Genomic DNA, 25,589 nt, shown 5'->3' with positions numbered 1-25,589 from the left:
GGCGGGTCCGCGCCGCGTCACCGCTCTGTCCCGGGGCGCCGGGCGGTTGTCCCCCGTCCGGGCGCCCCGCGGGCCGTGTCCGCCACACCGCGCCACCAGGGCTGCCACGCTGCCCACATGACCTCAGCTGAACGGACACCCATGCGTGCGGGGGCGGCGGACCTGCCGCCTGAGCCCTCTCCGCATGCGCCCGGCGCCCTGCATTCCGTCGTGCTGCGGATGCGCGGCATCGGCGCGGAGTTGCCGCAGGGCGACGGTGTCGCCGTGTTCAACCGGGTGTATCTCTCCGTGACGCAGGAGCTCGGGCGGCGCCTGGACTCGGGCTGGTTCACCGACCGCGCGTCCACGGAGGAGCTGAGTGCCCGCTTCGCCGGCCGCTATCTCGCGGCCGTGGAGGCGCAGCGCGAGGGCAGCCGTCCGCCCGCCTCCTGGCGTCCGCTGTTCCAGCTGCGCCGCCATCCCTATGTACGTCCGCTCCAGTTCGCCCTGGCCGGGATCAACGCGCACGTCGGGCACGACCTGCCGCTGGCCCTGCTGGCCACCTGCCGTGCCCGGCGGACCGAACCGGAGGAGCTGGAGGGCGACTTCGAACGCGTCGGGGATCTGCTGACCCTCCTGGAGGAGCGCATCCGCGAGGAACTGATGCCGGGTCCCGACCTTCTCGACGTGGCCGATCCGCTGACGCACCTGACGGGTGCCTGGAGCCTGGAGATGGCCCGCGCGGGGGCATGGATGGCCTTCCGCGCGCTGTGGGGTCTGCGCGTACTGCCGGAGCTGGCCGGTGAGTTCACCGAGCGGCTGGACGGGAGCGTCGGAATGGCCGGGCGGTGCCTGCTGACTCCGCTTCCGTGCTCCCCGCGACGCGCGCCGGCCCGTCCGGCCGCAGTCCGAGGTGCCGACAGGGCACCGGCCGAGTAGTTCCGGGCCCGGAGCGCTGAGCAAGTCGATGCCGGGTGTGATGCCGGGTGTGTGGTGGGGCGTCGTCGCTCAGCGTCTCCGGCTCCGGCTCCGGCTCAGCAGAACGGCCGGAATTCCCTGAAGTCGGGCGCCGGGTGCGCAGAGGGCAGCCGGTAGGCCCTGGTCCGCGGCCGGCCAGTGGACGGGTCAGCCGTCCCGCCGGCCAGAGCGCCCGGCACCGGCCTCCATCCCAGATTGGTCTCGAAGTACGCCGCGGCTGCGGCGACCGAGGGCCACCAGACATCGTCGAGCAGCACGATGCCGCCAGGCCGGACGATCTCGCTCAGGAAGTGGAGGTCGACGAACACGTTGTGGAAGTGGTGGCTGCCGTCGACGAACGCGGCATCCGCGGCGAAGCCCGCGCCGGCCAGCCTGGCGAGGAACCGCTGCGACGGCTCGGTCACCAGCTCGGCGACGCCGTCCAGGCCGGCGCTGAGCAGCAGCTCCCACCCCACACCGTCGTACACGGTGTACTGGAACGGGTCGATCACCACGTGCCGTGGGGTCCGTGAGCCGGCGCGCAGCAGCGCCTCGCCGATGGCCAGCGCTGAGCCGGCATAGGCGAGTCCGATCTCGACGACCGTGCCGGCTCGCTCGTCCACCAGGATGTCGCGCACCTGATCGCAGTCGCGCTCCGGCAGGGTCACGGTGGCGAAGTCCGGAGCGCCGCCGGGACTCCGCGGCGGTCCGTGGCCGGCGAGCTCGCGGCGTACGGCGGCAACTTGCTCCGGCCACCCGCCTGCGGCTCCCTCCGGTTGCGCCATCGAGTTCACCGGACACTCCTTCTTGCTGGGTACACGTGCCGTGGCCCACTGTTGCATCGCAGTGGCCGTGATGTGCTCACGCGGGCAGGCGACCGGGGCGCGACGGGCCGATCGCGACGGCTCCGAAGTCTTCTGCGGCGCACTGAAGATGCTCGAAGGGGGCACTCTCGCGGGACGGGACGTTCCCGTCCGCACACGAGCCGTACGGAGGAGACATGACGCTGCGACTGGGCCTGGGGCTGCCGCAGATGAAGCACTACGCGCCCGGACGGGATGTGACGGCGGTCGCCCGGGAGGCGGAGGCTTGCGGCTTCGACAGCCTGTGGGTCTTCGAGCGCACGCTGGTGCCCGAGGACCCGGTCGACGGCATGTACGGCGTCGAGGGCCGCCCCTGGCCCGGCACCTTCCGGCACGTCGCCGACCCGCTCGTCACCCTCGCGCAGGCCGCGGCGGTCACGGAGCGCGTGCGGCTGGGCACGTCGGTGCTGGTCGCGCCCCTGCACGCGCCCTTCGGACTGGCCCGTGCGCTGGGCACGTTGAGCGCGGCGAGCGGCGGCCGTCTCGTCGCGGGGCTCGGCACCGGCTGGTCCCGGGACGAATACGCCGCGGCGGGCGCGGACTTCGACCGGCGGGGTGAGCTGCTCGATGAACTGCTCGACGTGTGCGAGGAGGTGTGGAGCTCCGGCCCGTCCGCGTACACGGGCGGCCGCACGCGTCTCGCTCCGGCCGATGTCGGTCCCAAGCCGCCGGGCGGGAGGATGCCCGTACTGCTGGCCGCGAGCAACTCGCGCACCCTGGACCGCATCGCCCGCCGGGCGGACGGCTGGCTCCCCTCCCTCACCCCGCATCCCGTCGTGGCCCGCAACCGCGCCACGCTCCGCGAACTCGCCGAGCGGCAGGGCCGCGACCCGGATGCCCTCACCGTCGTACAGCGGTGCAGCGTGCGCGTCTCCGGAAAGCCGATGGGCGGCGACCGCAGGAAGCACCAGGGAAGCGTCGAGCAGATCGTCGAGGACCTCGCCGAGGGCGTGGCGGCCGGGGTCGACGAGGCGATCCTCGACCTGCAGAACGGGACGCGTGACGCGGGCGAACTGATCGACGCCGGACGCGAGTTGTACGCCGCGGTCCGCGACGCGGGCATGTAGACCCAGCCAGGCGGGGGAACGCGGCGGGACAGCGGCGCCGCGTGCCAGGATCAGGGACATGGCTGTCACCCTGCACGCTCCCGGTATGACCCTGACGGAGCACGAGTTCAGTGTCCCCCTGGACCACGCCGCGCCGGACGGCGAGCGGATCACGGTGTTCGCCCGTGAAGTCGCCGCTCCCGGCGGCCGTGACCTTCCGTTCCTGGTGTACCTGGAGGGAGGGCCCGGTCAGGAGGCGCCCCGTCCGACGATGGCGCCGGCGGCGCCGAGCTGGCTGCGGCGGGCGCTCCGCGACTACCGGGTGCTGATGCTCGACCAGCGCGGCACGGGCCGTTCCACACCGGTCGGCGTGCTGCCCGGGATGACACCTCGGCAGCAGGCCGACTATCTGACGCACTTCCGTGCCGACGCGATCGTGCAGGACGCCGAATGGATCCGTGCGGCGCTGGACGTGGAGAAGTGGAGCGTCCTGGGCCAGTCCTTCGGGGGCTTCTGCACGCTGCACTATCTGTGCCGGGCACCGCACGGGCTGCGCGAGGCCCTCTTCACCGGAGGTCTGCCTCCCGTCGGACGCCATCCCGACGAGGTCTACCGCGCCACGTTCGAGACGATGCTGGAGCGCAACAGGCGCTACTACCGGCACCATCCGGCCGACCGCGACCGGGTGCGCGCGCTGGTGGAACGGCTGGACTCCCAGGACGTACGGCTGCCCGCCGGGGACCGTCTGACCTCCCGCCGGTTCCGGCAGCTCGGCCACATGCTCGGCATGAGCGACGGCGCCGCACGACTGCACTACCTGCTCGAACGGGACCCGGCGGACCCCTCGTTCGGGTACGACGTCGCCGCGGCCCTCCCCTTCTCCGGCCGCAATCCGCTGTACGCCGTGATCCACGAGTCCAGTTACGCCGACGGTCACGCGACGCGCTGGTCCGCGCAACGGGTCCGGCCCGCCGAGTTCGAGGCGGACCCGACCCTGTTCACCGGGGAGCACGTCTTCCCCTGGATGTTCAGCGACTACGGCGAGCTGGAACCGCTGCGCGAGGCGGCGGATCTTCTCGCCGGCCACGAATGGCCCGCGCTCTACGACGCCGGCCGGCTCCGCGAGTGCGGCGTGCCCTGCGCAGCGGTCGTGTACGCCGACGACGCCTACGTCGACCGGGCGTTCTCCGAGGAGACGGCAAAGCTCATCCCGACCATGCGTACATGGCTCACCGACGAGTACGAGCACAACGGCCTCCGCGCGGACGGCGACCGGGTCCTCGGCCGGCTCATCGGCCTGGCCCGCGGGGACGCCTAGGAGCGCGCCAGCAGCACGCCCAGCGTGCGCGAGGCCGACGTGAGCGTGGGGTGGGTCTCGACGGTGAAGCCGGCTTCGTCGAGCCAGGCGGCGACCTGACCCGGCTGCCGCCGACGGACGCAGGACTCCGGCCACCTCTCACCGCTCTCCTGCGCATTGGACGGTGAGGCGTCGCCGACGTGAAAACCCAGCAGCAGCAGACCGCCGGGCCGCAGCACGCGACGGAAACCGGCGAGGACCGCGCCGATCGCGTGATCGGGGACGTGAATGACCGAGTACCAGGCGATCAGGGCGGCCAGCGACCCGTCCGCGAGGTCGAGTTGAGTCATCGACCCCACCTCGAACCGCAGGCCGGGATGCTCACGCCGCGCCACCTCGATCATCCGGGGCGACAGATCGATACCGAAGGCGTCCACGCCGAGGTTCCGCAGGTGGGCGGTGATCCTCCCGGGCCCGCACCCCACGTCCGCGACGGGCCCGCCGCCGTTCGCCCGCACCCGCTCGGCGAACAGCGCCATGACGTCCCGCTCGGCCGGCAGTCTCTCCGTGAGGTCTCGCACCTCGTCCGCGTAGCTGACGGCGTCGGCGTCGTAGGACGCCCGGGTGTCCGCCAGCCACCTTTCGGCTTCTGGGCCTTCCGGTCCGGTGCTCACGCCCGCAGGCTAGCCCCGGCAGCCGGTCGCCGCTGCTCCGGGAACCGAACGACCTCCGCAGCCGTGTGTCCGTGGGCGCATCCGGCTCCCCCCATGAGAGTGACGCGCCGCCGATCCCTCTGTGGATCAGCATGCCGGCCGGCCCTGGTGATGAGTTGTCGCGCCCGGACCCGTCACACCTACGACGGGACTTTGCGAGGCGGGAGGATGACGTGATGAGTGCGGATACGCGGCTGGAGGAGCTGGGCGTCAGCGGGCTGGGCGAGGTCGACGAGCCGGCCTTCTCGGGGCTGGCGGAGCGGCACCGGCGGGAGCTGCACGTGCACTGCTACCGGATGCTCGGGTCGTTCGAGGACGCCGAGGACACCGTGCAGGAGACGTTCCTGCGCGCCTGGCGGCGGCGGGAGACCTTCGAGGGGCGGTCGACGTTCCGCGCCTGGCTGTACCGGATCGCCACCAACGCCTGCCTGGACCTGCTGGCCAAGCGCCGCCCGGAGCCAGCGACGGGAGGCGAGGTGCTGTGGCTGCAGCCCTACCCGGACCGGTTGCTCGACGAGTTGCCCGCGGGCGACGCGGACGAGCCGGAGACGCTCGCCGTCGCGCGGGAGACGATCGAGCTGGCGTATCTGGTCGCAGTCCAGCACCTCGCGCCGCGCCCGCGGGCCGTGCTGATCCTGCGGGACGTGCTCGGCTGGCCGGCGAAGAACGTCGCGGAGCTCCTCGGGGACTCCGTCAACTCCGTGAACAGCGCGCTGCAACGGGCCCGCGCCGGCATGCGGGAGCACCTTCCCGCCGAGCGGCAGGACTGGACCGGCGGCGAGGAGGACACCGGGACGCGCGATCTGGTGCGCCGCTACACCGACCTCAGCGTTGCCACGGACATCGACGGGCTCGCCGCACTGCTGCGGGACGACGTCCGCTGCTCGATGCCTCCCACGCCGGGGCTGTACGTCGGCCGCGACACGGTGATCAACGACTGGATCGAGAGCGGCTTCGAGGGCGTGAAGCACCTGCGCGCCGTCCCTACCTCCGTGAACCGGCAGCCCGCCGTCGCCTTCTACCACTGGCGGAAGCGGGAGGGCGCGTACCTGCCGCTGACGATCGACGTCCTGCGCGTCACCGGCGGGGCGATCACCGAGATCGTCACGTTCCACGACGACCAGTTCCCGCGGCTCGGGCTGCCTGAGAGCCTGCCGCCGGAAAGCACGGAGTAGTGCCGGTGTGGACGCTCGCGCTCCGCGGTGGCGCGCGTGTCGCAGTGGTCGCGGCCGTGTGGGGCGACGCGCTCGGCGTCGTCGCTCCCGGGCGGGTGGAGCTGGGGCTGCGCGACGGCGAGCCCGGACCCGGTCACCCGTCGTGAGCGATGATTTCCGCCGTCGTCTCCGGTCACCACATCGGAGGAGATCCATCCGAGCCCGGGAGGAACCGTGACCGAGCAGACAGCCGGCGCCCTGCCCCCAGTGGTCGACCGGCGGACATGGCAGGCCGCGCTCGACGATCTGCGTGTGCGGGAGAAGGCTGCCACCCGTGAGCTCGACGCCATCGCTGCCCAACGCCGCAGACTGCCGATGGTCGAGCTCCCGGACTACACGCTGATCGGCCCGGACGGCCCCGTCGGACTGGCCGAAGTATTCAACGGGCGCTCCCAGCTCATCGTCTACAACCACATGTGGTCCGATGGCGCGGAGTGGCAGTGCGGCGGCTGTACAGGGCTGACGTCGCAGTACGTCCGGCTGGGCTTCCTCGACAACTATGACGCCCGCTTCGTCATCGTCACCAACGGGCCCATCGAGGAAGCGCTGGCCTACAGGGCCAAAGTAGGCAACAAGATGGACTGGTACTCGTCGTCGGAGAGCTCGTTCGGCGCCGACGTGGGCGCGCCACCCGGCGGGGGCTTCGCGGTGAACGTGTTCCTCCGCGACGGCGACAAGGTCTACCGCACCTGGCACACCGACGGCCGCGGTACCGAACAGCTCAGCTACACCTTCGCGTTGATCGACATCCTGCCTTGGGGCCGCCAGGAGGAATGGCAGGATTCGCCCGAGGGCTGGCCGAAGTCCCCCACCTATTCGAAGTGGCTCGACTCACCCGACGTCGCCCGGCTCTACGGCCTGCCCTGAGAGGGCCTTCCGGCTCAGTCCTCCGGCAGCAGCACCGGTGCGATCTCGTCGTATACGTCGCCCGGGCCCGGGTTGGACGGATCGGTGCCGCCGCCGAAGTGGTGCAGCACGCCCCACACGGCGTTGAGCGCGGTCTGCACCGCACCCTCCGCCCAGCCCGCCGTCCAGGAGACGTCGTCACCGGCGAGGAAGAGTCCGCGCTTGTCCTCGGGGAGGGTGTCCTGCATGAAGTGCGTGAACAGCCGCCGCTGATAGCGGTAGTGGCCGGGCAGATTGGCCTTGAAGGCGCCCATGAAGTACGGCTCGTCCTCCCAGGAGACCGTGACGGGGCTGCCGGTGATGTGGCTGCGGATGTCGACGTTCGGATAGATCTCCCCGAGCGACTTCAGCATCACCTCCATGCGCTGATTCGCGTCCAGCGGCAGCCACTTGAGGCTGTCGTCGCACCACGTGTACGACAGGCAGATGACGGCCGGCCGGTCCGGACCGTCGTCCAGCAGGTAGGTGCCGCGCGTCATCCGGTCGGTGAGCGTCATGCTCATCACGTCGCGGCCGGTCGGCTCGCCCCTGTCGTCGACGGCCTCGTCGAGCCAGAACGGCCTGTCCACGGGCACGAACAGCTTGGAGGACTCCATGTAGTGGGTGCGCTCGACCGCCGTCCAGTGGTCGATGGGGAGCAGCGCGTCGTCACAGTCGATCTTGCTGAGCAGCATCCACGACTGGGCCGTGAAGACGGCGGCTCGGTAGGTGCGGATGTGGCCCGCCGCGTCGGTGACGGTGATGCGGTTGCCGGCCGTGCGGCGCAGGCGGGTCACGGCGGGCCGTGGCTGCCCCGTGACGCGGCTCTCCTGGCGGTCACCGTGCCGCTCGTGGAGCCTGGCCAGGGAGGTTCCGACGGGCCAGTGGACGAGCTTGTCCGGCTCCAGCTCCCACAGCCGCAGCGGGAGCTGCTGGCTGCCGCCGACGATGCTGCGGTGGTCGTCGTCGGCACCGGTGTAGACGACCCGGAGGATCTCCAGGATGGAGTTGGGGAAGTCGGTGTCCCAGCCGCCGGTGCCGAAGCCGACCTGCCCGAAGATCTCGCGGTGCCGGAAGGACGCGAAGGACTCCGACGCGCACAGGAACCCGTAGAAGGTCTGGTCGTCGAGCCGCTCCACCAGCCGGGACCAGATCTCACGGATGCGCGGGATGTCGCGCTCCCGCAACGCCCGCTGCATCGCGCTGAATTCGGCGCCGTCCTCCAGGCAGGCGTTCCAGGCGTCCATGACCTGGTGGAAGACGGGCGGGAGGTCTTCGAGCGAACGGGCGTAGTGGGAGCGGCCCTTGAGGTCGACCACGGTCGAAGGGGTCCCGGGTGCGAGGGGGTTGGGGAATGTCTCGGTCTCGAGCCCGGTCAGCTCGACGTAGTGCTGGAAGGCGGTCGAGGACGGCGGGAAGCGCATGGCGCCCATCTCGGCCGTCAGTCCGTCCTCGCAGCCTTCGAAGCGCGCGGTGCGCAGCCGCCCGCCGATCTGGTCGGCCTCGTAGACGACGGGCTTGAGGCCGGTCTTCATCAGCTCGAAGGCGGTGACGATGCCGGAGAGGCCGCCGCCGATCACCGCGACCTCGGTGCCGTGTTCGGTGGCGGGCACCGATCCCAGTCCGGCCGGGTGGGCGAGGAAGTCGTCGTAGGCGAACGGGAAGTCGGGCCCTGACATGGTCAGCGGCGCGGCGTCCGTGGCCGTGTTCTGCTGCTCCTCGTGTACGGCGGTGGGCACGGTGGACGTCATCGGCGCACTTCTCCTCTCCGGGGTGCTGTTCAGGGCACGGGTGTTCAGGGGCGATGTGTTCAGGGGCGGTGTGTTCGCGGGCCGTGTGTCCGGGGGCGCGGCGCCGGGCTGTGCACGGCGCCGCGCCGGACCCGGCGACCGGCCGGTCGGTTCGGGCCGGTTCGGGCCGGTTCGGACGGTTCGGACGGTTCGGGTTCAGGTGGTGTAGAGCGCGGCCCGCCGGTCGGTGAGGTAGGTGTTGCGGGCCCGCGAGGCATGGAGCAGCGCAGTGTCGACGTCGGCGACGAGGAGTGCCTCGTCGCGGCCGGCACGGGCCGGGACGCTCCCGTCGGGAGCGGCGAGGCAGCTGAGTCCCGCGAAGTCGAAGTCGCCTTCCCTGCCTGCGCGGTCGGCGTACGCCACGTAGAGCTGGTTCTCCCAGGCACGCGCGGGAAGGACCGTCTCCGCCACGAAGTCGTACGGGCGCATCAGCGCCGTCGGCACCACCAGCAGCTCGGTCCCGGCGAGGGCGTGGGCGCGCACCGCTTCGGGGAACTCCACGTCGTAGCAGATCAGAAGGCCGGTGCGGACGCCTTCCAGGTCGGCCTGCACGAGGAGCCGGTCACCGGGCGTGAAGTGGCCGGTCTCGTAGTCGCCGTACAGGTGTGTCTTGCGGTAGCCGGCGAGGACGCGCCCGTCGGCACCGACGAGGGCGGCCGAGTTGTGCAGCGCGCCGCTGTCCGGGTCGCGTTCGGGGTAGCCGTAGACGACGGCGATGCCGTGTGCGGCGGCGATGCGGGAGACCGCGCGTGCGGACGGGCCGTCGGCGGTCTCGGCACGTCCGTCGACGCCGTCCCCCAACGCGTATCCGGTCAGGGACAGTTCGGGTGTGACCAGCAGCCGGGCGCCCCCCGCGGCGGCCGCTCGGGCGGCGTCGTCGAGCGCGGCGAGACCGTCCTCGGCGGTGCGGGGAACACCGGCGGGGCCCTGGTGCAGGGCGAGGCGCAACGTCGGCATGGGACCTCTGGCTGTGCTCGTGCGTACGGACGCGGGCGCGGCGGCCCGCACGTACAGGCGTGCGGGGGAACACTTCGACGGTACGGTCCCCTGCACCGGCCGACAAGGCTCATCCGTTGCGCATCAGCAGGTCCTCCGTTGCGCATACGGCCTGTTCCGCGGCGAATCGTTGCACTGAGCGTCCGTAATCTGCGCCGGCCCGGTAAGAGCAGGTCGGAGCCCGCTCAGCGCGGCGCCCCCGCGGTGTAGCGGCGCAGCAGCGGCGAGAGCACCAGCACCGACTTCGTCCGCTCGACGAACGGCTCGCCCGCGATGCGTTCCAGCACCTGCTCGAAGTGGCGCATGTCGGAGGCGAAGACCTGCACCATCGCGTCCGCCTCACCGGTGACAGTGGACGCGGATGCGACCTCCGGATAGCGGGCCAGCGCCCGGCGGATGTCTTCGGGCGCGGTCTTCGAGCGGCAGTACATCTCGATATAGCCCTCGGTCTGCCAGCCCAGAGCCGCCGGGTCCACGCGCACGGTGAACCCGGTGATGGCTCCCTCCGCCCGCAGCCGGTCCACACGGCGTTTCACGGCGGGGGCAGAGAGACCGACATCGGCGCCGATGTCGGCGTACGAGCGGCGGGCGTCCTCGGAGAGGAGGTGGACGATGCGTTCGTCGAGGTCGTCGAGTGTCACTGCGGGCCGGTCACTCTTCCGTGCGCGCGGGCGTCGGTGCGGTCTTCAGCCGGGAGCGGCGCATCCCGTACCCGAAGTACACCACAGCGCCCACGGCCATCCAGACGCCGAACACCCCCCAGGTGACGGCGTCCAGGGAGAACATCATCCATGCGCACAGGCCCAGACCGACGAGCGGGAAGAGCGGCGAGAGCGGCACGCGGAAGCCCCGCCGCATCTCCGGGCTGGTACGGCGCAGCACGATCACCGCGACGTTGACGAGGGCGAAGGCGAAGAGGGTGCCGATGCTCGTGGCGTCGGCGAGCCGGCCCAGCGGCACGGCTGCGGCGAGCGTCCCGCAGAACGCGGAGACGATGAGGGTGTTGGCGCGGGGGCTGCCGCTGCGCGGGTCGACCTTGGAGAAGACCGCGGGCACCAGGCCGTCCCGCGACATCGCGAAGAGGATGCGGGTCTGCCCGTACAGCACCGTCAGCACGACCGAGGCGATGGCGACGACCGCGCCGAAGGCGAGCACCGCGGGCCAGAAGCCCTGGCCGGTGACGCTGTGCAGGACGCCCGAGAGCGCGGCCTCGCTGCCCTCGAACCGCCGCCAGGGCAGTGCGCCCACCGCCACCGCCGCGACCAGGCAGTACAGCAGGGTGACCAGCACCAGTGAGAGCAGGATGGCGCGCGGCAGGTCACGCTGCGGGTTCTTCGCCTCCTCCCCCGCCGTGGATGCCGCGTCGAATCCGATGTAGGAGAAGAAGAGAGTGGCGCCTGCGGCACTGACCCCGGCCATGCCCAGCGGCATGAAGGGCTCGTAATTGCCCGCCCGGACACCCGCGGCGGCGATGCCGCAGAAGAGCAGCAGCGCGGCGATCTTCACGACGACCATGACGGTGTTGGCGCGTGCGCTCTCCTTCGCGCCGCCGAGCAGGAAGGCCATGGCGAGCAGTACGACGACGAGCGCGGGAACGTTGAAGAGCCCGCCCTCGCCGGGCGGCGCCGAGAGGGCCTGGGGAAGGCCGAGGCCGAGCGTGCCGTGCAGCAGCTCGTCGATGTACTGGCCCCAGCCGACGGCGACGGCCGCCACCGACACCCCGTACTCCAGCAGCAGACACCAGCCGCAGACCCAGGCGACCAGCTCGCCCATCGTCGCGTAGGCATAGGAGTAGGAGGAGCCGGCGACGGGGATCGTGCCGGCCAGCTCCGCGTAGGAGAGCGCGGAGAAGAGCGCCGTGAGACCCGCGATGACGAACGAGACGACGACCGCGGGCCCGGCGTCGGGGACGGCCTCGCCGAGGACGACGAAGATTCCCGTGCCCAGCGTCGCCCCGATGCTGATCATGGTCAGCTGCCACAGGCCGAGACTGCGCCGCAGTTCACCGCCCGCGCCGTGGCCGCTCTCGGCAATGAGTGTCTCCACCGGCTTGCGGCGCATCAGCCGCGCGGCACCCCCTTGCCGACGGCCGCTCCGCCCGTCCTGGGGCTTGGGGGCGGCCGGGCCTGCGCCCTGGTCCAACACGGCAGCGGTCTCCTCGCTGTTGATCTGCTGTGGCGGCACGACCTTACGAGCCGTCGGCGGCGACCGGTAACTGGGCATCCTTGCGCGTACGCGGCGATCCGTTGCGCGCGGAAGGCCGGTGGGGGCGAATCGTTCAGGTGCGGGCCTGACCGCCCTCCAGGCGTGCCCGCACCCAGGTGCGGTCCTCGGTGAGGTAGGCGTCCACGGCCAGTCCCGCCTCGGCGAGTGCCGCCTCGAAACGCGGTTCGGGCAGGCGCTGCGAGAAGAACGTCTGGGTCCACCGTGCATCCCCGAGTTCATAGGCGATGCACGTACGGGAGGTGACCTCGTCCAGCGGTTCGATGGAGACGACCGACACCGTCATGTCGCCCCTGCTCCACGACGTCCCGGGGCTCAGGCTCGTGTGGAGGCCGTCGCGTTCGCGCTGGAGGAGGACGCAGCCGTCCGGTGCGGTGTGCCGGGCGCAGGTCCGCAGCAGCCGGGCGCGGTGCGTGTCGTCTGCGGTGTTGACGAGGAACGAGGCGAGCGTCACGGCGTCGAACCGCCGCCCGAGGTCGAGGTCTTCGATCGCGGAGTGCACCGTCTCCGCCACGCCGCCGATGTGCGCGAGCATCGCCTCCGACTCGTCGACAGCGGTGACGCGGAGGCCGCCCGCCACGAGGGGCCGCGTCATACGGCCCGCCCCGGCGCCGAGTTCGAGCACGGAGGCCCCGGGCGGCACGGCCTCGAGGATGACGGCGGTCTCGCCGTTGCCGGGCAGCCGCTTGTACATCTCCACCGAGCAGCCGTCGCGGGTGAATTCGCCGGGACCGGTGCCTGAGTGCCCGTCACGTGTGAATGAGGTCATGAACGGATCGCAGCACGGCGGGCACCGGCCCGGAAACGATTCGTCCCACCACGAAACCCACCCCGTCCGCACACGCAGCCCATACTCCGGCCCGGCCCTGGGCTGCGGGGGGCTCGTCACCCGGGCATGGCCAGCAGCCTGGCCTCCGTCTCCGCGTCCAGCCCCTTCGGCGGACGGTCCGGCCGCATCGGGGCCTTTCCGCCGAGCCGCCCGAGCCACTCCCAGGTGCCGGCCACCGTCTCGGCCACGGGACGGCAGCGCAGACCTGCCGCCAGTGCCTTCGAGACGTCGCCCCGGTGCATGTGGTCGTAGTCCGCGGCACCCGGCGGCAGCCAGACCGGCAGCCCCGTCCACGGTTCGGCGCCCGCGGCGAGGACCGACTCCGGGCTCCTCCAGTGCAGTTCGGCCTTGCCGCCCGTGACACGTACGCACGACTCAAGCAGCTCCCCCATGGTGGTGTGCCCGGGCGGGGACACCAGGTTGTAGGCACCGGCGAGGCCTCCTGCCGACGCGTCCAGCACCCATTCCGCCAGGTCCCGTACGTCGATGTACTGGATCGGCAGCTCGCGCGGCCCCGGCGCCGGCACCGCCCCGCCACGTGCCGTCCGCAGCAGCCACCACGCCAGCCGGCCCACGTTCTCCCAGGGCCCGAGGATCAGCCCCGCACGGGCCAGCAGGGCGCGACCGCCGAAGGCCTCCGACGCGGCAAGTTCCCCTCCCCGCTTGGCCCGTGCGTAGTCGACGTCTCCGTCCGCAGCGGACGCCTCCACCACGGGCCCCTCCTCGTCGAGCCCCGCGGCGACGGGTTCCGCGTACACCGACCGGCTGGACACGTAGACGTACCGTCCCGCCCGGCCGCCCTCGGCCAGGAGCCGGGCCGTCTCCCGTACCGCCCTCGGTGCTCCCGACCAGGTGTCCACGACGATGTCCCATTCGCCGTGAGCCAGGGCGGCCAGGCCGCCCGTCATGGTGCGGTCTCCGTGCAGCACGCTCACGCCGGGAGGCGCCTCGTGCCGTCCACGGTGGAAGACGCTCACCTGCCAGCCGCGCGCGAGAGCCTCTTCGGTGACGGCCCGTCCCACGAACTCCGTGCCGCCCAGCATCAGCAGTCTCATGCTGCGACTGTGCCCGTATGCCTGCGCGCGCAGGCCGCTTCCCGCTCTCGGCGAAACCGGTGCGGGCCGGCCGCACGCACGCCGCCCCCGTCGCCGGCGGCGTACGGGGGCGGTCCGGCGGAAGGCCGGGCGGAACAGCCGGGCCGGTGCTCAGCCCTTGCGGGTCTTGACCTCTTCCGTCAGCTTCGGCACGACCTCGAAGAGGTCGCCGACGATGCCGTAGTCCACGAGGTCGAAGATCGGGGCCTCGGCGTCCTTGTTGATGGCCACGATCGTCTTGGACGTCTGCATGCCGGCCCGGTGCTGGATCGCGCCCGAGATGCCGGTCGCGACGTACAGCTGCGGGGAAACGGTCTTGCCGGTCTGGCCGACCTGGTTGGAGTGCGGGTACCAGCCGGCGTCGACGGCGGCGCGGGAGGCGCCGACGGCCGCGCCGAGCGAGTCGGCCAGCTCCTCGATGATGTGGAAGTTCTCGGCGCCGTTGACGCCGCGGCCGCCGGAGACCACGATCGCGGCCTCGGTCAGCTCCGGACGCCCGGTCGACTCGCGCGGCGTACGGGAGACGATCCTGGTGCCGGTCGCCGCCTCACCGAAGGACACCTGCAGCTGCTCGACCGCACCCGCGGCCGGTGCTGCCTCCGGCGAGGTGGAGTTGGGCTTGACCGTGACGACCGGAGTGCCCTTGCTGACGCGGGACTTGGTGGTGAAGGCCGCCGCGAAGACGGACTGGGTGGCCACCGGCCCCTCGTCCCCTTCCTCCAGGTCGACGGCGTCCGTGATGATCCCGGAGCCGATGCGCACCGCGAGGCGGGCGGCGATCTCCTTGCCCTCGGCGGACGAGGGGACGAGCACGGCGGACGGCGAAACGACGTCGTAGGCCGCCTGCAGAGCGTCCACCTTCGGCACGACGAGGTAGTCGGCGAACTCGCCGGCCTCGGCGGCCAGTACCTTCACCGCGCCGTACTCGCCGAGCGTCTTGGCGGCCTCGTCGGCACCGGGGCCGAGGTGCACGGCGACCGGGTCGCCGATGCGGCGGGCGAGGGTGAGCAGTTCGAGGGTCGGCTTGCGGACGGCACCGTCCACGTGGTCGACGTAGACAAGGACTTCAGCCATGGGGTTGCTCCTGCGGAAGAGTGGGGCGGTTTGTGCGGGCGGGCTCTCGCGTCAACTCGGCGTCGCCGGGCGGGCCTCAGATGAACTTCTGGCCCGCGAGGTACTCGGCCAGCTGCTTGCCGCCCTCGCCCTCGTCCTTGACGACGGTGCCCGCGGTACGCGGCGGCCGCGCCGTGGCGTCGTCGACCTTGGTCCAGGCGCCCCCGAGTCCGACCTCGTCCGCCTCGATGTCCAGGTCGTCCAGGTCCAGGGACTCCACGGGCTTCTTCTTCGCCGCCATGATCCCCTTGAAGGACGGGTAACGCGCCTCGCCGGACTGGTCGGTGACCGAGATGAGCGCCGGAAGCGAGGCCTCCAGCTGCTCGGTCGCGGTGTCGCCGTCGCGACGTCCGTTGACCTTGCCGTCGGTGACGGAGACCTCGGACAGCAGCGTCACCTGGGGCACGCCCAGGCGCTCGGCGAGGATGGCCGGGAGCACGCCCATGGTGCCGTCGGTGGAGGCCATGCCGCACACGACGAGGTCGTATCCGGTCTTCTCGATGGCCTTGGCCAGTACGGCCGAGGTCCCCAGCACGTCGGTGCCGTGCAGGTCGTCGTCCTCGACGTGGACGGCCTTGTCGGCACCCATGGACAGCGCCTTGCGCAGCGCGTCCTTCGCGTCCTCGGGACCGACGGTCAGCACGGTGATCTCCGCGTCGTCCGACTCCTCGGAGATCTGCAGCGCCTGCTCCACCGCGTACTCGTCCAGCTCCGAGAGCAGGCCGTCCACGGACTCGCGGTCGGTGGTCAGGTCCTCGGCGAAGTGCCGGTCGCCGGTGGCGTCGGGCACGTACTTCACACAGACAACGATCCTCAGGCTCACGCCGGCTCTCCTACTGCTTGTCCTACGGTTCCGGTCCGTCGCTGAACCGGCACCCCGTTCACTATATTACTCGCCAGTACACATAGCGCGTACCCCGTTCTCAAGGCCGGGAACTGTGACCTTGCCAACCCCCGGGCCCGCCGGAGCACGGGCCCAACTCAATCACGGCGGCTGCGCGGCGACGCCATCGGCGACCGCGCTGTCACCGTGCCGAGGCGGTGCGGGAGGGTCAAGGAAAGGACCACGGGATGCGACATCAATCACGGGTCCGCCCGTGTCCGTCGCCCTCCCCCGGTTCCTGTCGCCCGGCGGCGGCGTCCTGGTCCTCCCCTGCCGCCACCGCCGCGCCCAGCGCCGCGATGACGTCGGCCTTGCGTGGCTGGCCGTACGCGCGGCTCACCTCCCGTCCGCCGGTGTCCAGGACGAGCACCGCCGGAGTGCGCACGATGCCAAGGGCCCGTACGAGCGCGAGGTGTTCCTCGGCGTCGATCTCCGCGTGACCCACGCCCGGAACCATCCGGCTCACCTCGCGCAGGATGCGTCTCGTCGCACGGCAGGGCTGGCAGAAGGCGCTGGAGAACTGGACCAGCGTCGCCCGGCGCCCCAGGACTCCTGGCCCGAGCGCCGCGGCGCCCAGGCGCGCGCCGCCGCCTCCGGTCTGCTGCCGCACTCCGTCCTCCCGTTCCGTCGCGTGCCGATGGGTCTGCCGGCGCCCGGCCCCGGTGTGCCGCGACGCCGCCGCCTCGCAGTGTGCAGCACATGCCGCATGTGAGGGCATTCCCGCCCAGCGGCGGACGGCGGCGGGCCACCGGAAGGCCCCGGGTGTAGCCATCGGGTTGCCGATGGGGAACCATCTGCGTCGGACAGAAGTTACGCGTCCGTAGGTACGGTTGCGCACCTGGCGGGAGCCACTCCCTTCCAGGACGGACAGGACGGACAGGAAGGGCTCCCGAGATGGCAGAACTCGTCTACCCACCCGTGATCGCCACGGCGCGTGCCTGGTTCAAGACGCTCGATCTCCGCTTCGACATCCAGGGCACCGAGCACGTGCCACGCCGCGGCGGTGCCGTGCTGGTCAGCAATCACATCAGCTATCTGGACTTCGTCTTCGCCGGCCTCGCGGCGCTGCCGGCGAAGCGGCTGGTGCGCTTCATGGCGAAGGACTCGGTCTTCCGGCACAAGGTCTCGGGGCCGCTGATGCGGGCGATGAAGCACATACCCGTCGACCGGTCGCGCGGGGAGGGCGCCTACGAACACGCGCTGAAGGCGCTGGATTCGGGTGAGGTCGTCGGGGTGTTCCCCGAGGCGACCATCTCGCGCTCCTTCACGCTCAAGGACTTCAAGTCCGGGGCGGCGCGGATGGCGCAGGAGGCGCGGGTGCCCCTGGTGCCCGTCGCCCTGTGGGGGACGCAGCGGCTGTGGACCAAGGGCCGCAAGCGGGACTTCGGACGCAACCACTTCCCCGTCGGCATCCGCGTCGGCGAACCCCTGCACACCACGGCAGACGAACCGGCGGCCGGCTTGACGTCCCGGATGCGCGAGCGCATGCAGGAGCTGCTGGAGGCCGCGCAGCGCGCCTACCCGGCCGTCCCGGAAGGCCCGCACGACTCGTGGTGGCTGCCGGCGCACATGGGCGGCACGGCACCGACGCCGGCCGAGGCGAGGGCGATGTAGCGCTCGCCGTACCGGGCGGCGGGCACCCGCCGCCCTCACAGCCGGCGCCTCAGCGGCCGATCTCGTCGCGCAGCGCCGCGACGAATCCGTCGACGTCCTCCTCGCTGGTGTCGAAGGAGCACATCCAGCGCACGTCGCCCGCGGCCTCGTCCCAGAAGTAGAAGCGGTAACGCTTCTGCAGGCGCTCGCTGACCTCGTTCGCGAGCCGCGCGAACACCGCGTTCGCCTGGACGGGATGGAGGATCTCGACGCCGTCGACGTCCTTGACCCCCTCCGCGAGCCGGCGGGCCATGGCGTTGGAGTGCCGGGCATTGCGCAGCCACAGGTCGCCCGAGAGCAGGGCGTCCCACTGGGCGGATATGAAGCGCATCTTGGAGGCGAGCTGCATCGACAGCTTGCGCAGGTGCTTCATCGCACGGACGGAGCCGGGGTCGAGCACGACGACGGCCTCGCCGAAGAGCATTCCGTTCTTGGTGCCCCCGAGGGAGACGACGTCCACGCCGACGGCGTTGGTGAAGGCGCGCATGGGCCGGTCGAGCGCCGCCGCCGCGTTGGCGATGCGGGCGCCGTCGAGGTGGACCTTCATCCCGCGCTCGTGGGCGTGGTCGCAGATCGCCCGGATCTCCTCCACCGTGTAGAGGGTGCCGAGTTCGGTGCTCTGGGTGATGGACACGACCTGCGGCATCGCGCGGTGCTCGTCGTCCCAGCCGTGCGCCTCGCGGTCGATGAGTTCGGGCGTGAGCTTGCCGTTCTCGGTGGGCACGGTCAGCAGCTTCAGCCCGCCGACCCGTTCGGGTGCGCCGCACTCGTCGACGTGGATGTGGGCGCTGTCGGCGCAGATGACGGCGCCCCAGCGGTCCGTCAGCGCCTGCAGCGAAATCACGTTGGCGCCCGTGCCGTTGAAGACCGGGTAGGCCTCGGCACGCGGCCCGAAGTGGCTGCGTACGGTCTGCTGGAGATGCGCCGTGTACTCGTCGTCGCCGTACGCCGGCTGGTGGCCGCCGTTGGCGAGGGCGAGCGCCGCCAGGACCTCCGGGTGCGCGCCCGCGTAATTGTCGCTCGCGAATCCGCGCACGCCGGGGTCGTGGCGGCGCTTCGCGTCGGTGGTCACGGCTTCGGGGTCAGCCACAGGCGTTGTCCGTTCACTTCCTCGGTGGGCTTGCTCCACGTGCCGGCGATGGTGTCCGCCAGATCCTTGACGTCGGTGAAGCCCGCGAACTTGGCCTTGGGGCGCTCGGCCCGCATCTGGTCGTTCACCAGTGCCTTGACGACAAGGACGGCAGCAGCCGCCTGCGGTCCGGCCTCGCCCCCTGCCTTGCGGAAGGAGTCGCCGAGCGCCAGCGTCCACGCCTCGGCCGCCGCCTTGGACGCGGAGTAGGCGGCGTTGCCCGCTGTCGGGCTGCTCGCCCCGGCGGCGCTGACCAGCAGGTAGCGGCCGTTGCCGCTGCGTGCCAGCGGAGCCTCGAAGGCGAGCGAGGTGTGCTGCACCGTACGGATCAGCAGCTCGTGCAGGGTGTCCCAGTGCGCCAGATCGGTCTCGGCGAAGGTCGCCGAGCCGCGCCAGCCGCCCACGAGGTGCACGAGCCCGTGCACCTTCCCGAACTCCTTCTCCGTACGTGCTGCCCACTCGCGGGTCGCGGCCAGGTCGAGCAGGTCGACGGTCTCCCCCGTGACGCTCGCGCCGCCGTGGGCGAAGCGGGCGGCGTCGACGGCCTGGGCGAGGCGCTCGACGTCGGAGTCGGCCGCGACGACGGTGGCCCCCTCCTCTGCGAGCCGGAGCAGGGCCGCCGCTCCGGCCGGACCCGCCGCTCCGGCGACGGCGATGACGGACCCTTCGAGGCTGCCTTTGCCGTTCCCCTGGTATCCGCGTGCCGTCGTGTTGCTCATCCCTGTCGCCTCCTGGTCCTCGACGCCCCGCCGCTTCTTCTCCTGCCGCCCGCCCGTGTGCTCAGGCGGCGGCCTGCAGCGGGGTCTCCGCTGTGATGCCCTTGGTCGATGCGATCACGGATCGGAGCTTTTTCGCGAGGGCCTCATAGAACATGCTCAGCGGAAACTCATCCGGAAGCACCTCGTCCACGAGCTTGCGCGGCGGGAGGCTCAGATCGAGCGCGTCGGGGCCCTTGGCCCAGGTGGAGCCGGGGTGCGGCGAGAGGTAGCCGGAGACCAGCTCGTAGGCCTTGAACCAGTGGACGAGCTTGGGCCGGTCGATGCCCGCGCGGTAGAGGCTCTCGATCTCCTCGCGCAGCCGCACCGTCACCTGGCGCGCCTGGTCCCAGTCGATGGCGAGCTTGTTGTCGGTCCAGCGCAGCGCACCGTGCTGGTGGAGGTAGGCGAAGAGGAGCTGGCCGCCCAGACCGTCGTAGTTGCGGTTGCGCTCGCCGGTGACCGGGAAGCGGAAGAGGCGGTCGAGCAGCACGGCGAACTGCACGTCACGGCCCTGCGGGTAGCCCTCGGCCTCCAGGCGTACGCCCTCGTGGAAGGCGGTCAGGTCGCAGCGCAGCTCCTCCAGTCCGTACATCCAGAACGGCTGACGCTGTTTGATCATGAACGGGTCGAAGGGCAGGTCGCCGTGGCTGTGGGTGCGGTCGTGGATCATGTCCCACAGCACGAAGGTCTGCTGGCAGCGCGACTGGTCGGTGACGAGCCCGCGAGCGTACTCGGGGAGCTCCAGGCTGGTGACGTCGCAGGCCGCGTCGACGACGCGGCGGAAGCGTGCGGCCTCGCGGTCGCAGAAGATGCCGCCCCACGAGAAGCGCTCGGGCGCCTCGCGCACGGCGACCGTCTCCGGGAAGAGGACCGCCGAGTTCGTGTCGTAGCCGGAGGTGAAGTCCTCGAAGGTGATGCCGCAGAAGAGCGGGTTGTCGTAGCGGGTGCGCTCCAGCTCGGCCAGCCAGTCGGGCCAGACCATGCGCAGCACGACGGCTTCGAGGTTGCGGTCGGGGTTGCCGTTCTGGGTGTACATCGGGAAGACGACCAGGTGCTGGAGGCCGTCCTGACGGTTCTGCGCGGGCTGGAAGGCGAGCAGGGAGTCGAGGAAGTCCGGGACGCCGAAACCGGCCCCCGCCCAGCCGCGCAGGTCGGCGACGAGCGCCTCGTGGTACGAGGAGTCGTGCGGCAGCAGCGGGGTCAGGTCCCGCACGGCGTTACAGATCTGCTCCAGATCGGACTCGACGGCGGCCCGGGACGGCGCGCCCTCTGCCTCGAAGTCGATCGAGCCGTCCTTGGACTGCGCGGGACGGATCGCTTCGACGGCGGCCTTCAGCACTGCCCATGCCGGGTGTTCGACCACGCGTGCTGCGGACGAGTCCCCGGCGTCCGCGGCTTTGGACGAAAGCATTTCCGTCATGACTACCCCTCCACAGAAGAACCTGGCGTCAGGGAAACGGTAGCCGGGCCAGAGCGTGCTCTCAAGTGGAGCAACAGGAAATCATTCGCCGTAACCCCGGTCTCAACCGTCGATCTTCCTGTCTGACACGGTCATCGCAATGACTTTGCCCAGTCCGGCCATGGCCTCCGAGGCGTCCGGCAGCAGCTCGCCGACGGCGAGGAAGCCGTGGAACATCCCCGGGAAGTGCGCCTCGGTCACGGCCACCCCGGCCTCGCGCAGCTTCGCCGCGTACGCCCGGCCCTCGTCGCACAGCGGATCGCAGCCCGCGGTGATCACGTGTGCGGGCGGAAGGCCCGCCAGGTCGGCGCGGAGCGGCGCCGCGTAGTGGTGCGTCGGATCGGAGTCCGGACCGAAGTACTGCGCACCGAACCAGCGCATGGCCGCCTCGGTCAGGAAGTAGCCCTCCGCGTTGAGGCGCCGGGACTCCGTCTCCGCCAGCGGGTCGGTGGAGGGGTAGATCAGCGACTGGTGCGCGATCCGCGGACCACCCCGCTCGCGGGCCATGATCGTGCACACGGCGGCCAGATTCCCTCCGGCGCTGTCGCCGGCGACCAGCAGGGCCTGCGGATCCCCGCCGAGAGAGGTGATGTTCTCCGCGGCCCAGCACACCGCCGCGTAGGCGTCCTCGGCCGGCTCGGGGAAGCGGGCCTCGGGTGCCAGCCGGTAGTCGACGGAGACGACCACGGAGCCGGACGCCGAGCACATGGCGCGCGCCGTCGTGTCGTGCGAATCGAGACTTCCCAGCACCCAGCCGCCCCCGTGGAAGAAGACCACCGTGGGCGCACCGGCACGGGCCGGCCCCTCCCCGTACGGGCGGTACACGCGCACCGGCACCTCGGGCGCGCCTTCGGGGCCGGGGATCAGCCGGTCGCAGACCTCCCCCACCTCGGGCAGCCGCGGCGGCTCCGGCATCGACAGGGCCAGGATGCGGCGGGCCTCGGCGGCGTCGTGGACGGTCGCGCCGACATCGGGGAAGGCGGCTGTCAGGAGATCCATCAGCTCGCGGGCTCCCGGGGCGAGGCGCTCGGGTCCGTGGGACGCGGTGCTGCCACTCACGTTGCTGCTCCTTCGTCGCGTATGTACGTTTCGTCCGCCGGGAGTTCGCCCCGGAGCCACCGGTGGCGCCGAGGGTGGCCGGGGAACGGGGCGGGCCTCCCCGGGCGGCTAGTCTGTCCGCCGCGCACGTCCCCCATGTGCGCCCGTCACCACAGGGAAGAGAGAAGGTGCCGTGTCACTGCTCACCGTCGGCCACCGCGGAGTGATGGGCGTCGAGCCCGAGAACACCCTGCGCTCCTTCGTCCGCGCCGAGCACGAGGGGCTCGACGTCATCGAACTGGACCTGCATCTGAGCAAGGACGGCGCGCTGGTGGTGATGCACGACGCCGACGTCTCGCGCACCACGGACGGTTCGGGCGCCATCGGCGACTTCACCCTGGCCGAACTGCGCGAACTCGACGCCGGGCAGGGCGAACGCATCCCCGTGTTCCAGGAGGTCGTGGACGCCGTACGGTCCCCGCTGCAGGCCGAGATCAAGGACCGGGCCGCCGCGCGGGTCCTGGCCGGGGTGATCTCCGAGCTCGGGCTGCACGACCGCGTCACCGTCATCTCCTTCCACGACGAGGCTCTGCGCGAGGTCCGCGAGCACCTGCCCGAGATGCCCCTGGTGCTGGTCACCGGCCGCTCGACGCCCACCGCGCCCGAACGGGCCCGGGAACTCGGCGCGTTCATGGTCTCGTGCGAGCTGCAGTGGCTGGAGGCCGAGACCGTGGAGCGCTGCCACGCCCACGGAATCAAGGTCATCACCTGGACGGTGAACACCGACGAGGAACTGGCACGCGTCCGCGAACTGGGGCTCGACGGCCTGGTGACCGATATGCCGGAGATCAAGAGGGCAGCGCGCCGAGCGGCTTGACCAGCAGCTCGAAGGCGAGATCGCCCCGCCGGGGAAGGAATCCCGAACCGCTCGTCGCCGTACGGGAAAGGCGTGACCTTGCCCGTACGGGAATAGCCGCGGCGCTCGTACCAGGCGATCAGGTCGTCGCGCTGCCGGATCACCGTCATGTGCATCTCGCGCGAACCCCACTCGGCGGCGACGGTGCGTTCGGCCTCCGCCAGCACGGCCTTGCCCAGCCCGGCACCCTGCAGGTCGGGACGGACCGCGAACATCCCGAAGTAGGCAGCCTCGCCGCGCCTTTCCAGCTGGCAGCAGGCCACGAGACCGCCTTGCCGCTCGACGGCCAGCATGATGCTGCCGTCACCGGCGACGACGGCGCCGACGCCCTCGGGGTCGGTGCGCTGGCCTTCCAGCAGGTCGGCCTCGGTCGTCCAGCCTGCACGGCTGGAGTCGCCCCGGTAGGCCGACTCCAGGAGCGCGACGAGAGCGTGTACGTCCTCCCGCCCGGCGACACGGAAGCTCAGCTCACCGGTCTCCTCGACGTTGGTCTCCTTGACGTTCTCCATGGTCGGAGACCCTAAGGCACCGCGCCCGGGATTAGGGTCGGTCGGCATGGTGCACGTACTGAGCAGCCGCATGCTGCTGCGGCCGACCGACCCGGAGCGCACAAGGGTCTTCTACGGGCAGACGCTCGGGCTCGCGGTCGCCCGCGAGTTCGGGACGGGCCCGGAGCGCGGCACGGTCTACTTCCTCGGCGGCGGCTACCTGGAGGTGTCCGGACGCTCCGACTCCCCTCCCGCGCCCGGCCTTTCACTGTGGCTTCAGGTGCGGGACGCCCGCGAGGCCGAGCGCGAGCTGACCGGGGCCGGCGCCGAGGTCCTGCGGGGTCCCGTGCGGGAGCCGTGGGGCCTGGTCGAGATGTGGATCGCCGATCCGGACGGCGTACGCATCTGCGTCGTCGAGGTTCCCGAGGACCATCCGATGCGTTACCGGCCGGGGATCTGAGCCGAAGCCTCAGGCCCGGCGCCTGCCCGTACGAGGCGGGCCGGTCGGAGCCCCTGAGCGCTCCCTCGTTGCCCTCGTGCGCTCCCGTGTGACGGCGTCCCGGCGGGCAGCCTCATCCCGGGGCGGGCGGGGAGGTGGTGATGCACGGGTCAGCGACGGTCGGCTGGCTGCTGTCGGCGCTGTGCGCGTTCGTCGCCGCCGTATGCCTCCTGCGCGCGAGGGGCGCCGGGGGGATGCGGCGGCGAGCTGCCACGAGCGAGGCCCTGATGGGGCTGGGGATGGCGGCGATGGCGCTGCCCGGCAGCGTGTCCGCGGCACTGTCCCCGCTCGTCTTCCTGATGCTCTTCGGCGCCGTCAGTGTGCGGGAGCTGGCGCTGCTGCTGGAGGCACGGCGTACCGGCGGGCAGCTGCCCGGGCCCGCGGGCCCGGAGCAGCCACGGCGCCCCCGCCACTTCCATCACCTTCACCACCTCGTGGGTGCGCTGGCGATGATCTACATGGCGCTCGCGATGCAGGCGTCCCACGGCGCCCCGGCAGGCGCCGGGGGGCATGCCGCTGCGAGCGCGGCTGCTTCCGGTCTTCCGCTGGTGACGGGTGCGCTGCTCGTCTACTACGCGGCCTACGTGCTGCGCACGGGGCTGCTTCTGCTGCCGGCCGCGCCCTCCGGCGGGAGCGGCGCGGCCGGGACGGCCGGCGGCGGCTGCGCGGCGCACGACGTGCCGGGGCTGGCGGCGGCATGCCGAGTCGCCATGGGCACCGGCATGTTGGCGATGCTGCTCATGCTGTGAGGGATCGGTCACTTCTGCGCTGGTGGACGTACCGCCCCGCGCCCGTCGGCTCATAGTCTGCAGTCATGATGGTCCCGCTGGCGCTGCTCGTCCTCGGCGGGCTGGCCGCTGCCGTCGCCCCCCGCGTACTGGCCCGTTCGTCCTGGCCGGAACGGGAGCCCGTGCTCGGGCTCTGGGTGTGGCAGTGCGTCGTCGCCGCGGTGCTGCTGTGCTGCCTGCTGGCCATGGCGTTCTCGGCCGCGGCGGCGTGGCAGGTCGTACGGGGTCATGTCTTCGCGCCGGCGCCGAGCGGCGTCGAGGAGGCCTACGGCCTCGGGCTCGGCACCTACGGTCCCTGGGCCGGAGGCCTCGCGGTGCTCCTGGCCTGCGGCGGCGCCTGGACGGGCGCGATGCTGCTGCGCGAGGTGCACGAGGCAAGGGTGAGGCGCCGCAGGCGGCGGGCCGAACTGCGCGAGCGCGCCCCGCGGCTGCCCGGCGAGGAGCCCTCCGGCGCAGGCCCTCTGGTGGTGCTGGAGGGCAACAGGCCGGACGCCTGGTGGCTGCCCGGCAGCACACCGCGCCTGGTCGTCACCACGGCCGCGCTCCGACGCCTGAAGGGCCGCCAGCTGGACGCGGTACTGGAACACGAGCAGGGTCACGCACGTGCCCGCCACGACTGGCTCATGCACTGCTCCTCCGCGCTCGCGGCGGGCTTCCCCCGGGTGCCGGTCTTCGCCGCGTTCCGCGACCAGGTGCACACCCTGGTCGAGATGGCCGCCGACGACGCCGCGTCGAAGCGGTACGGACGGCTCACCATCGCCCTCGCCCTGGTGGAACTCAACGAGGACCGCGGGGTGTTCGGGCCGGCCCCCACGCCGCTGGCTCAAGTCCCCCACAGGGTGCAGCGTCTGCTGTCCGCCGCTCCCCGGCTCACCGTCTCGCGCCGCCTGCGGATGACCGCGGCGGCCGTGCTCGTACCCGCCGTGCCCCTGCTTGTCGCTTTCGTTCCGGGACTCTCTGCGCTGCGTTAGCGGCGAGC

25 protein-coding genes and 2 pseudogenes are annotated in these 25,589 nt (G+C 71.7%); 11 read left to right on the top strand and 16 right to left on the bottom strand.

Features of this window, described 5'->3' with window-relative positions; translation table 11 throughout:
* Nucleotides 1-117 precede the first annotated feature (117 nt).
* Nucleotides 118-918 (top strand): DUF5995 family protein, encoded by an 801-nt coding sequence (locus tag AN215_RS06795; protein ID WP_420856110.1) that lies wholly within the window; start codon nt 118-120, stop codon nt 916-918.
* A 95-nt stretch (nt 919-1,013) separates the two neighbouring features.
* Here the strand turns inward: AN215_RS06795 and AN215_RS06790 are convergent, their stop codons facing one another.
* The gene (locus AN215_RS06790) at nt 1,014-1,721 is read right to left on the bottom strand and encodes a class I SAM-dependent methyltransferase (RefSeq protein WP_070009854.1); all 708 of its coding nucleotides are present in this window, start codon (nt 1,719-1,721) and stop codon (nt 1,014-1,016) included.
* Between the two features lie 215 nt (nt 1,722-1,936).
* Between AN215_RS06790 and AN215_RS06785 the strand changes: the two genes are divergently transcribed.
* Entirely contained in the window at nt 1,937-2,866 is a 930-nt protein-coding gene (locus AN215_RS06785) for an LLM class F420-dependent oxidoreductase (protein ID WP_070009656.1), read from the top strand.
* Nucleotides 2,867-2,924: 58 nt separating this feature from the next.
* Nucleotides 2,925-4,163, top strand: coding sequence for an alpha/beta fold hydrolase (locus AN215_RS06780; protein WP_070009657.1), 1,239 nt, complete (start codon nt 2,925-2,927; stop codon nt 4,161-4,163).
* Here AN215_RS06780 and AN215_RS06775 read toward each other — a convergent pair.
* Entirely contained in the window at nt 4,160-4,816 is a 657-nt protein-coding gene (locus AN215_RS06775; protein ID WP_070009658.1) for a class I SAM-dependent methyltransferase, read from the bottom strand. The two genes, AN215_RS06780 and AN215_RS06775, sit on opposite strands and share 4 nt — an antisense overlap.
* Nucleotides 4,817-5,031: 215 nt before the next feature.
* On the opposite strand from AN215_RS06775, the gene AN215_RS06770 reads away from it, so the two are divergent.
* The 3 genes from AN215_RS06770 to AN215_RS06765 all read left to right on the top strand — a co-directional run bounded on the left by AN215_RS06770 (nt 5,032) and on the right by AN215_RS06765 (nt 6,936).
* Nucleotides 5,032-6,030: an RNA polymerase subunit sigma-70 gene (locus AN215_RS06770; protein WP_070009659.1), complete on the top strand. Its 999-nt coding sequence runs from the start codon at nt 5,032-5,034 to the stop codon at nt 6,028-6,030.
* Nucleotides 6,030-6,176: a hypothetical protein gene (locus tag AN215_RS29740; RefSeq protein ID WP_171904117.1), complete on the top strand. Its 147-nt coding sequence runs from the start codon at nt 6,030-6,032 to the stop codon at nt 6,174-6,176. The genes AN215_RS06770 and AN215_RS29740 overlap by 1 nt, the downstream gene beginning before the upstream one ends.
* Nucleotides 6,177-6,243: 67 nt before the next feature.
* Nucleotides 6,244-6,936: a DUF899 domain-containing protein gene (locus tag AN215_RS06765; protein WP_070009660.1), complete on the top strand. Its 693-nt coding sequence runs from the start codon at nt 6,244-6,246 to the stop codon at nt 6,934-6,936.
* 14 nt (nt 6,937-6,950) lie between these two features.
* Here the strand turns inward: AN215_RS06765 and AN215_RS06760 are convergent, their stop codons facing one another.
* From AN215_RS06760 to AN215_RS06720, 9 genes and pseudogenes are all read right to left on the bottom strand, one after another.
* On the bottom strand, nt 6,951-8,705 hold the full coding sequence (locus AN215_RS06760) for a flavin monoamine oxidase family protein (protein ID WP_070009661.1): 1,755 nt from the start codon (nt 8,703-8,705) through the stop codon (nt 6,951-6,953).
* A gap of 195 nt (nt 8,706-8,900) precedes the next feature.
* Nucleotides 8,901-9,701, bottom strand: a complete 801-nt coding sequence (locus tag AN215_RS06755) for a carbon-nitrogen hydrolase family protein (RefSeq protein ID WP_070009855.1) — start codon at nt 9,699-9,701, stop codon at nt 8,901-8,903.
* A gap of 224 nt (nt 9,702-9,925) precedes the next feature.
* Entirely contained in the window at nt 9,926-10,381 is a 456-nt protein-coding gene (locus tag AN215_RS06750; RefSeq protein WP_070009662.1) for an Lrp/AsnC family transcriptional regulator, read from the bottom strand.
* 10 nt (nt 10,382-10,391) lie between these two features.
* Complete coding sequence (locus tag AN215_RS06745; RefSeq protein ID WP_070009663.1) at nt 10,392-11,885, bottom strand: amino acid permease; 1,494 nt, start codon at nt 11,883-11,885, stop codon at nt 10,392-10,394.
* Nucleotides 11,886-12,018: 133 nt separating this feature from the next.
* Nucleotides 12,019-12,732: a class I SAM-dependent methyltransferase gene (locus AN215_RS06740; protein WP_070009664.1), complete on the bottom strand. Its 714-nt coding sequence runs from the start codon at nt 12,730-12,732 to the stop codon at nt 12,019-12,021.
* 116 nt (nt 12,733-12,848) lie between these two features.
* Complete coding sequence (locus AN215_RS06735) at nt 12,849-13,847, bottom strand: NAD-dependent epimerase/dehydratase family protein (protein WP_070009665.1); 999 nt, start codon at nt 13,845-13,847, stop codon at nt 12,849-12,851.
* Between the two features lie 150 nt (nt 13,848-13,997).
* On the bottom strand, nt 13,998-14,960 hold the full coding sequence (locus AN215_RS06730) for an electron transfer flavoprotein subunit alpha/FixB family protein (RefSeq protein ID WP_070009666.1): 963 nt from the start codon (nt 14,958-14,960) through the stop codon (nt 13,998-14,000).
* Between the two features lie 76 nt (nt 14,961-15,036).
* The gene (locus AN215_RS06725; protein ID WP_070009667.1) at nt 15,037-15,822 is read right to left on the bottom strand and encodes an electron transfer flavoprotein subunit beta/FixA family protein; all 786 of its coding nucleotides are present in this window, start codon (nt 15,820-15,822) and stop codon (nt 15,037-15,039) included.
* A gap of 337 nt (nt 15,823-16,159) precedes the next feature.
* Nucleotides 16,160-16,600: pseudogene (locus AN215_RS06720) on the bottom strand (thioredoxin family protein); the annotation flags it as partial.
* A gap of 176 nt (nt 16,601-16,776) precedes the next feature.
* Between AN215_RS06720 and AN215_RS06715 the strand changes: the two are divergent.
* Entirely contained in the window at nt 16,777-17,496 is a 720-nt protein-coding gene (locus AN215_RS06715) for a lysophospholipid acyltransferase family protein (RefSeq protein WP_070009669.1), read from the top strand.
* 49 nt (nt 17,497-17,545) lie between these two features.
* On the opposite strand, the gene AN215_RS06710 is transcribed toward AN215_RS06715, so the two are convergent.
* The 4 genes from AN215_RS06710 to AN215_RS06695 all read right to left on the bottom strand — a co-directional run bounded on the left by AN215_RS06710 (nt 17,546) and on the right by AN215_RS06695 (nt 21,940).
* Nucleotides 17,546-18,625, bottom strand: coding sequence for a threonine aldolase family protein (locus AN215_RS06710; protein WP_070009673.1), 1,080 nt, complete (start codon nt 18,623-18,625; stop codon nt 17,546-17,548).
* Nucleotides 18,604-19,383, bottom strand: coding sequence for an SDR family NAD(P)-dependent oxidoreductase (locus tag AN215_RS06705; protein ID WP_070009675.1), 780 nt, complete (start codon nt 19,381-19,383; stop codon nt 18,604-18,606). Before AN215_RS06705 ends, AN215_RS06710 begins: the two co-directional genes overlap by 22 nt.
* 61 nt (nt 19,384-19,444) lie before the next feature.
* Nucleotides 19,445-20,842: a DUF6421 family protein gene (locus tag AN215_RS06700; RefSeq protein WP_070009677.1), complete on the bottom strand. Its 1,398-nt coding sequence runs from the start codon at nt 20,840-20,842 to the stop codon at nt 19,445-19,447.
* Nucleotides 20,843-20,944: 102 nt separating this feature from the next.
* Nucleotides 20,945-21,940, bottom strand: coding sequence for an alpha/beta hydrolase (locus AN215_RS06695; RefSeq protein WP_245694281.1), 996 nt, complete (start codon nt 21,938-21,940; stop codon nt 20,945-20,947).
* 172 nt (nt 21,941-22,112) lie between these two features.
* On the opposite strand from AN215_RS06695, the gene AN215_RS06690 reads away from it, so the two are divergent.
* Complete coding sequence (locus tag AN215_RS06690; protein WP_070009678.1) at nt 22,113-22,796, top strand: glycerophosphodiester phosphodiesterase; 684 nt, start codon at nt 22,113-22,115, stop codon at nt 22,794-22,796.
* Here AN215_RS06690 and AN215_RS28455 read toward each other — a convergent pair.
* Nucleotides 22,768-23,344 (bottom strand): annotated as a pseudogene (locus tag AN215_RS28455) (GNAT family N-acetyltransferase). The gene AN215_RS06690 and the pseudogene AN215_RS28455 overlap by 29 nt on opposite strands.
* Before the next feature lie 46 nt (nt 23,345-23,390).
* Here AN215_RS28455 and AN215_RS06680 point away from each other — a divergent pair.
* The 3 genes from AN215_RS06680 to AN215_RS06670 all read left to right on the top strand — a co-directional run bounded on the left by AN215_RS06680 (nt 23,391) and on the right by AN215_RS06670 (nt 25,581).
* Entirely contained in the window at nt 23,391-23,783 is a 393-nt protein-coding gene (locus tag AN215_RS06680; protein ID WP_070009682.1) for a VOC family protein, read from the top strand.
* 140 nt (nt 23,784-23,923) lie between these two features.
* Complete coding sequence (locus tag AN215_RS06675) at nt 23,924-24,571, top strand: DUF5134 domain-containing protein (RefSeq protein ID WP_070009683.1); 648 nt, start codon at nt 23,924-23,926, stop codon at nt 24,569-24,571.
* 65 nt (nt 24,572-24,636) lie between these two features.
* Entirely contained in the window at nt 24,637-25,581 is a 945-nt protein-coding gene (locus tag AN215_RS06670) for a M56 family metallopeptidase (RefSeq protein WP_070009685.1), read from the top strand.
* The last annotated feature ends 8 nt before the right edge of the window (nt 25,582-25,589 follow it).

Origin of the sequence: Streptomyces abyssalis (assembly GCF_001751365.1) — a bacterium.
Classification (GTDB): domain Bacteria; phylum Actinomycetota; class Actinomycetes; order Streptomycetales; family Streptomycetaceae; genus Streptomyces; species Streptomyces abyssalis.
Note: the sequence above shows the minus strand (reverse complement) of the source record. Positions and strands in the feature narration are given on the sequence as shown.

Coding starts and splice junctions, on each gene's coding strand:
- AN215_RS06795 (WP_420856110.1), top strand. CDS start 118: ATGACCTCAGCTGAACGGACACCCATGCGTGCGGGGGCGGCGGACCTG.
- AN215_RS06790 (WP_070009854.1), bottom strand. CDS start 1,721: ATGGCGCAACCGGAGGGAGCCGCAGGCGGGTGGCCGGAGCAAGTTGCC.
- AN215_RS06785 (WP_070009656.1), top strand. CDS start 1,937: ATGACGCTGCGACTGGGCCTGGGGCTGCCGCAGATGAAGCACTACGCG.
- AN215_RS06780 (WP_070009657.1), top strand. CDS start 2,925: ATGGCTGTCACCCTGCACGCTCCCGGTATGACCCTGACGGAGCACGAG.
- AN215_RS06770 (WP_070009659.1), top strand. CDS start 5,032: ATGAGTGCGGATACGCGGCTGGAGGAGCTGGGCGTCAGCGGGCTGGGC.
- AN215_RS06760 (WP_070009661.1), bottom strand. CDS start 8,705: ATGACGTCCACCGTGCCCACCGCCGTACACGAGGAGCAGCAGAACACG.
- AN215_RS06755 (WP_070009855.1), bottom strand. CDS start 9,701: ATGCCGACGTTGCGCCTCGCCCTGCACCAGGGCCCCGCCGGTGTTCCC.
- AN215_RS06740 (WP_070009664.1), bottom strand. CDS start 12,732: ATGACCTCATTCACACGTGACGGGCACTCAGGCACCGGTCCCGGCGAA.
- AN215_RS06735 (WP_070009665.1), bottom strand. CDS start 13,847: ATGAGACTGCTGATGCTGGGCGGCACGGAGTTCGTGGGACGGGCCGTC.
- AN215_RS06730 (WP_070009666.1), bottom strand. CDS start 14,960: ATGGCTGAAGTCCTTGTCTACGTCGACCACGTGGACGGTGCCGTCCGC.
- AN215_RS06715 (WP_070009669.1), top strand. CDS start 16,777: ATGGCAGAACTCGTCTACCCACCCGTGATCGCCACGGCGCGTGCCTGG.
- AN215_RS06705 (WP_070009675.1), bottom strand. CDS start 19,383: ATGAGCAACACGACGGCACGCGGATACCAGGGGAACGGCAAAGGCAGC.
- AN215_RS06700 (WP_070009677.1), bottom strand. CDS start 20,842: ATGACGGAAATGCTTTCGTCCAAAGCCGCGGACGCCGGGGACTCGTCC.
- AN215_RS06680 (WP_070009682.1), top strand. CDS start 23,391: ATGGTGCACGTACTGAGCAGCCGCATGCTGCTGCGGCCGACCGACCCG.
- AN215_RS06675 (WP_070009683.1), top strand. CDS start 23,924: ATGCACGGGTCAGCGACGGTCGGCTGGCTGCTGTCGGCGCTGTGCGCG.
- AN215_RS06670 (WP_070009685.1), top strand. CDS start 24,637: ATGATGGTCCCGCTGGCGCTGCTCGTCCTCGGCGGGCTGGCCGCTGCC.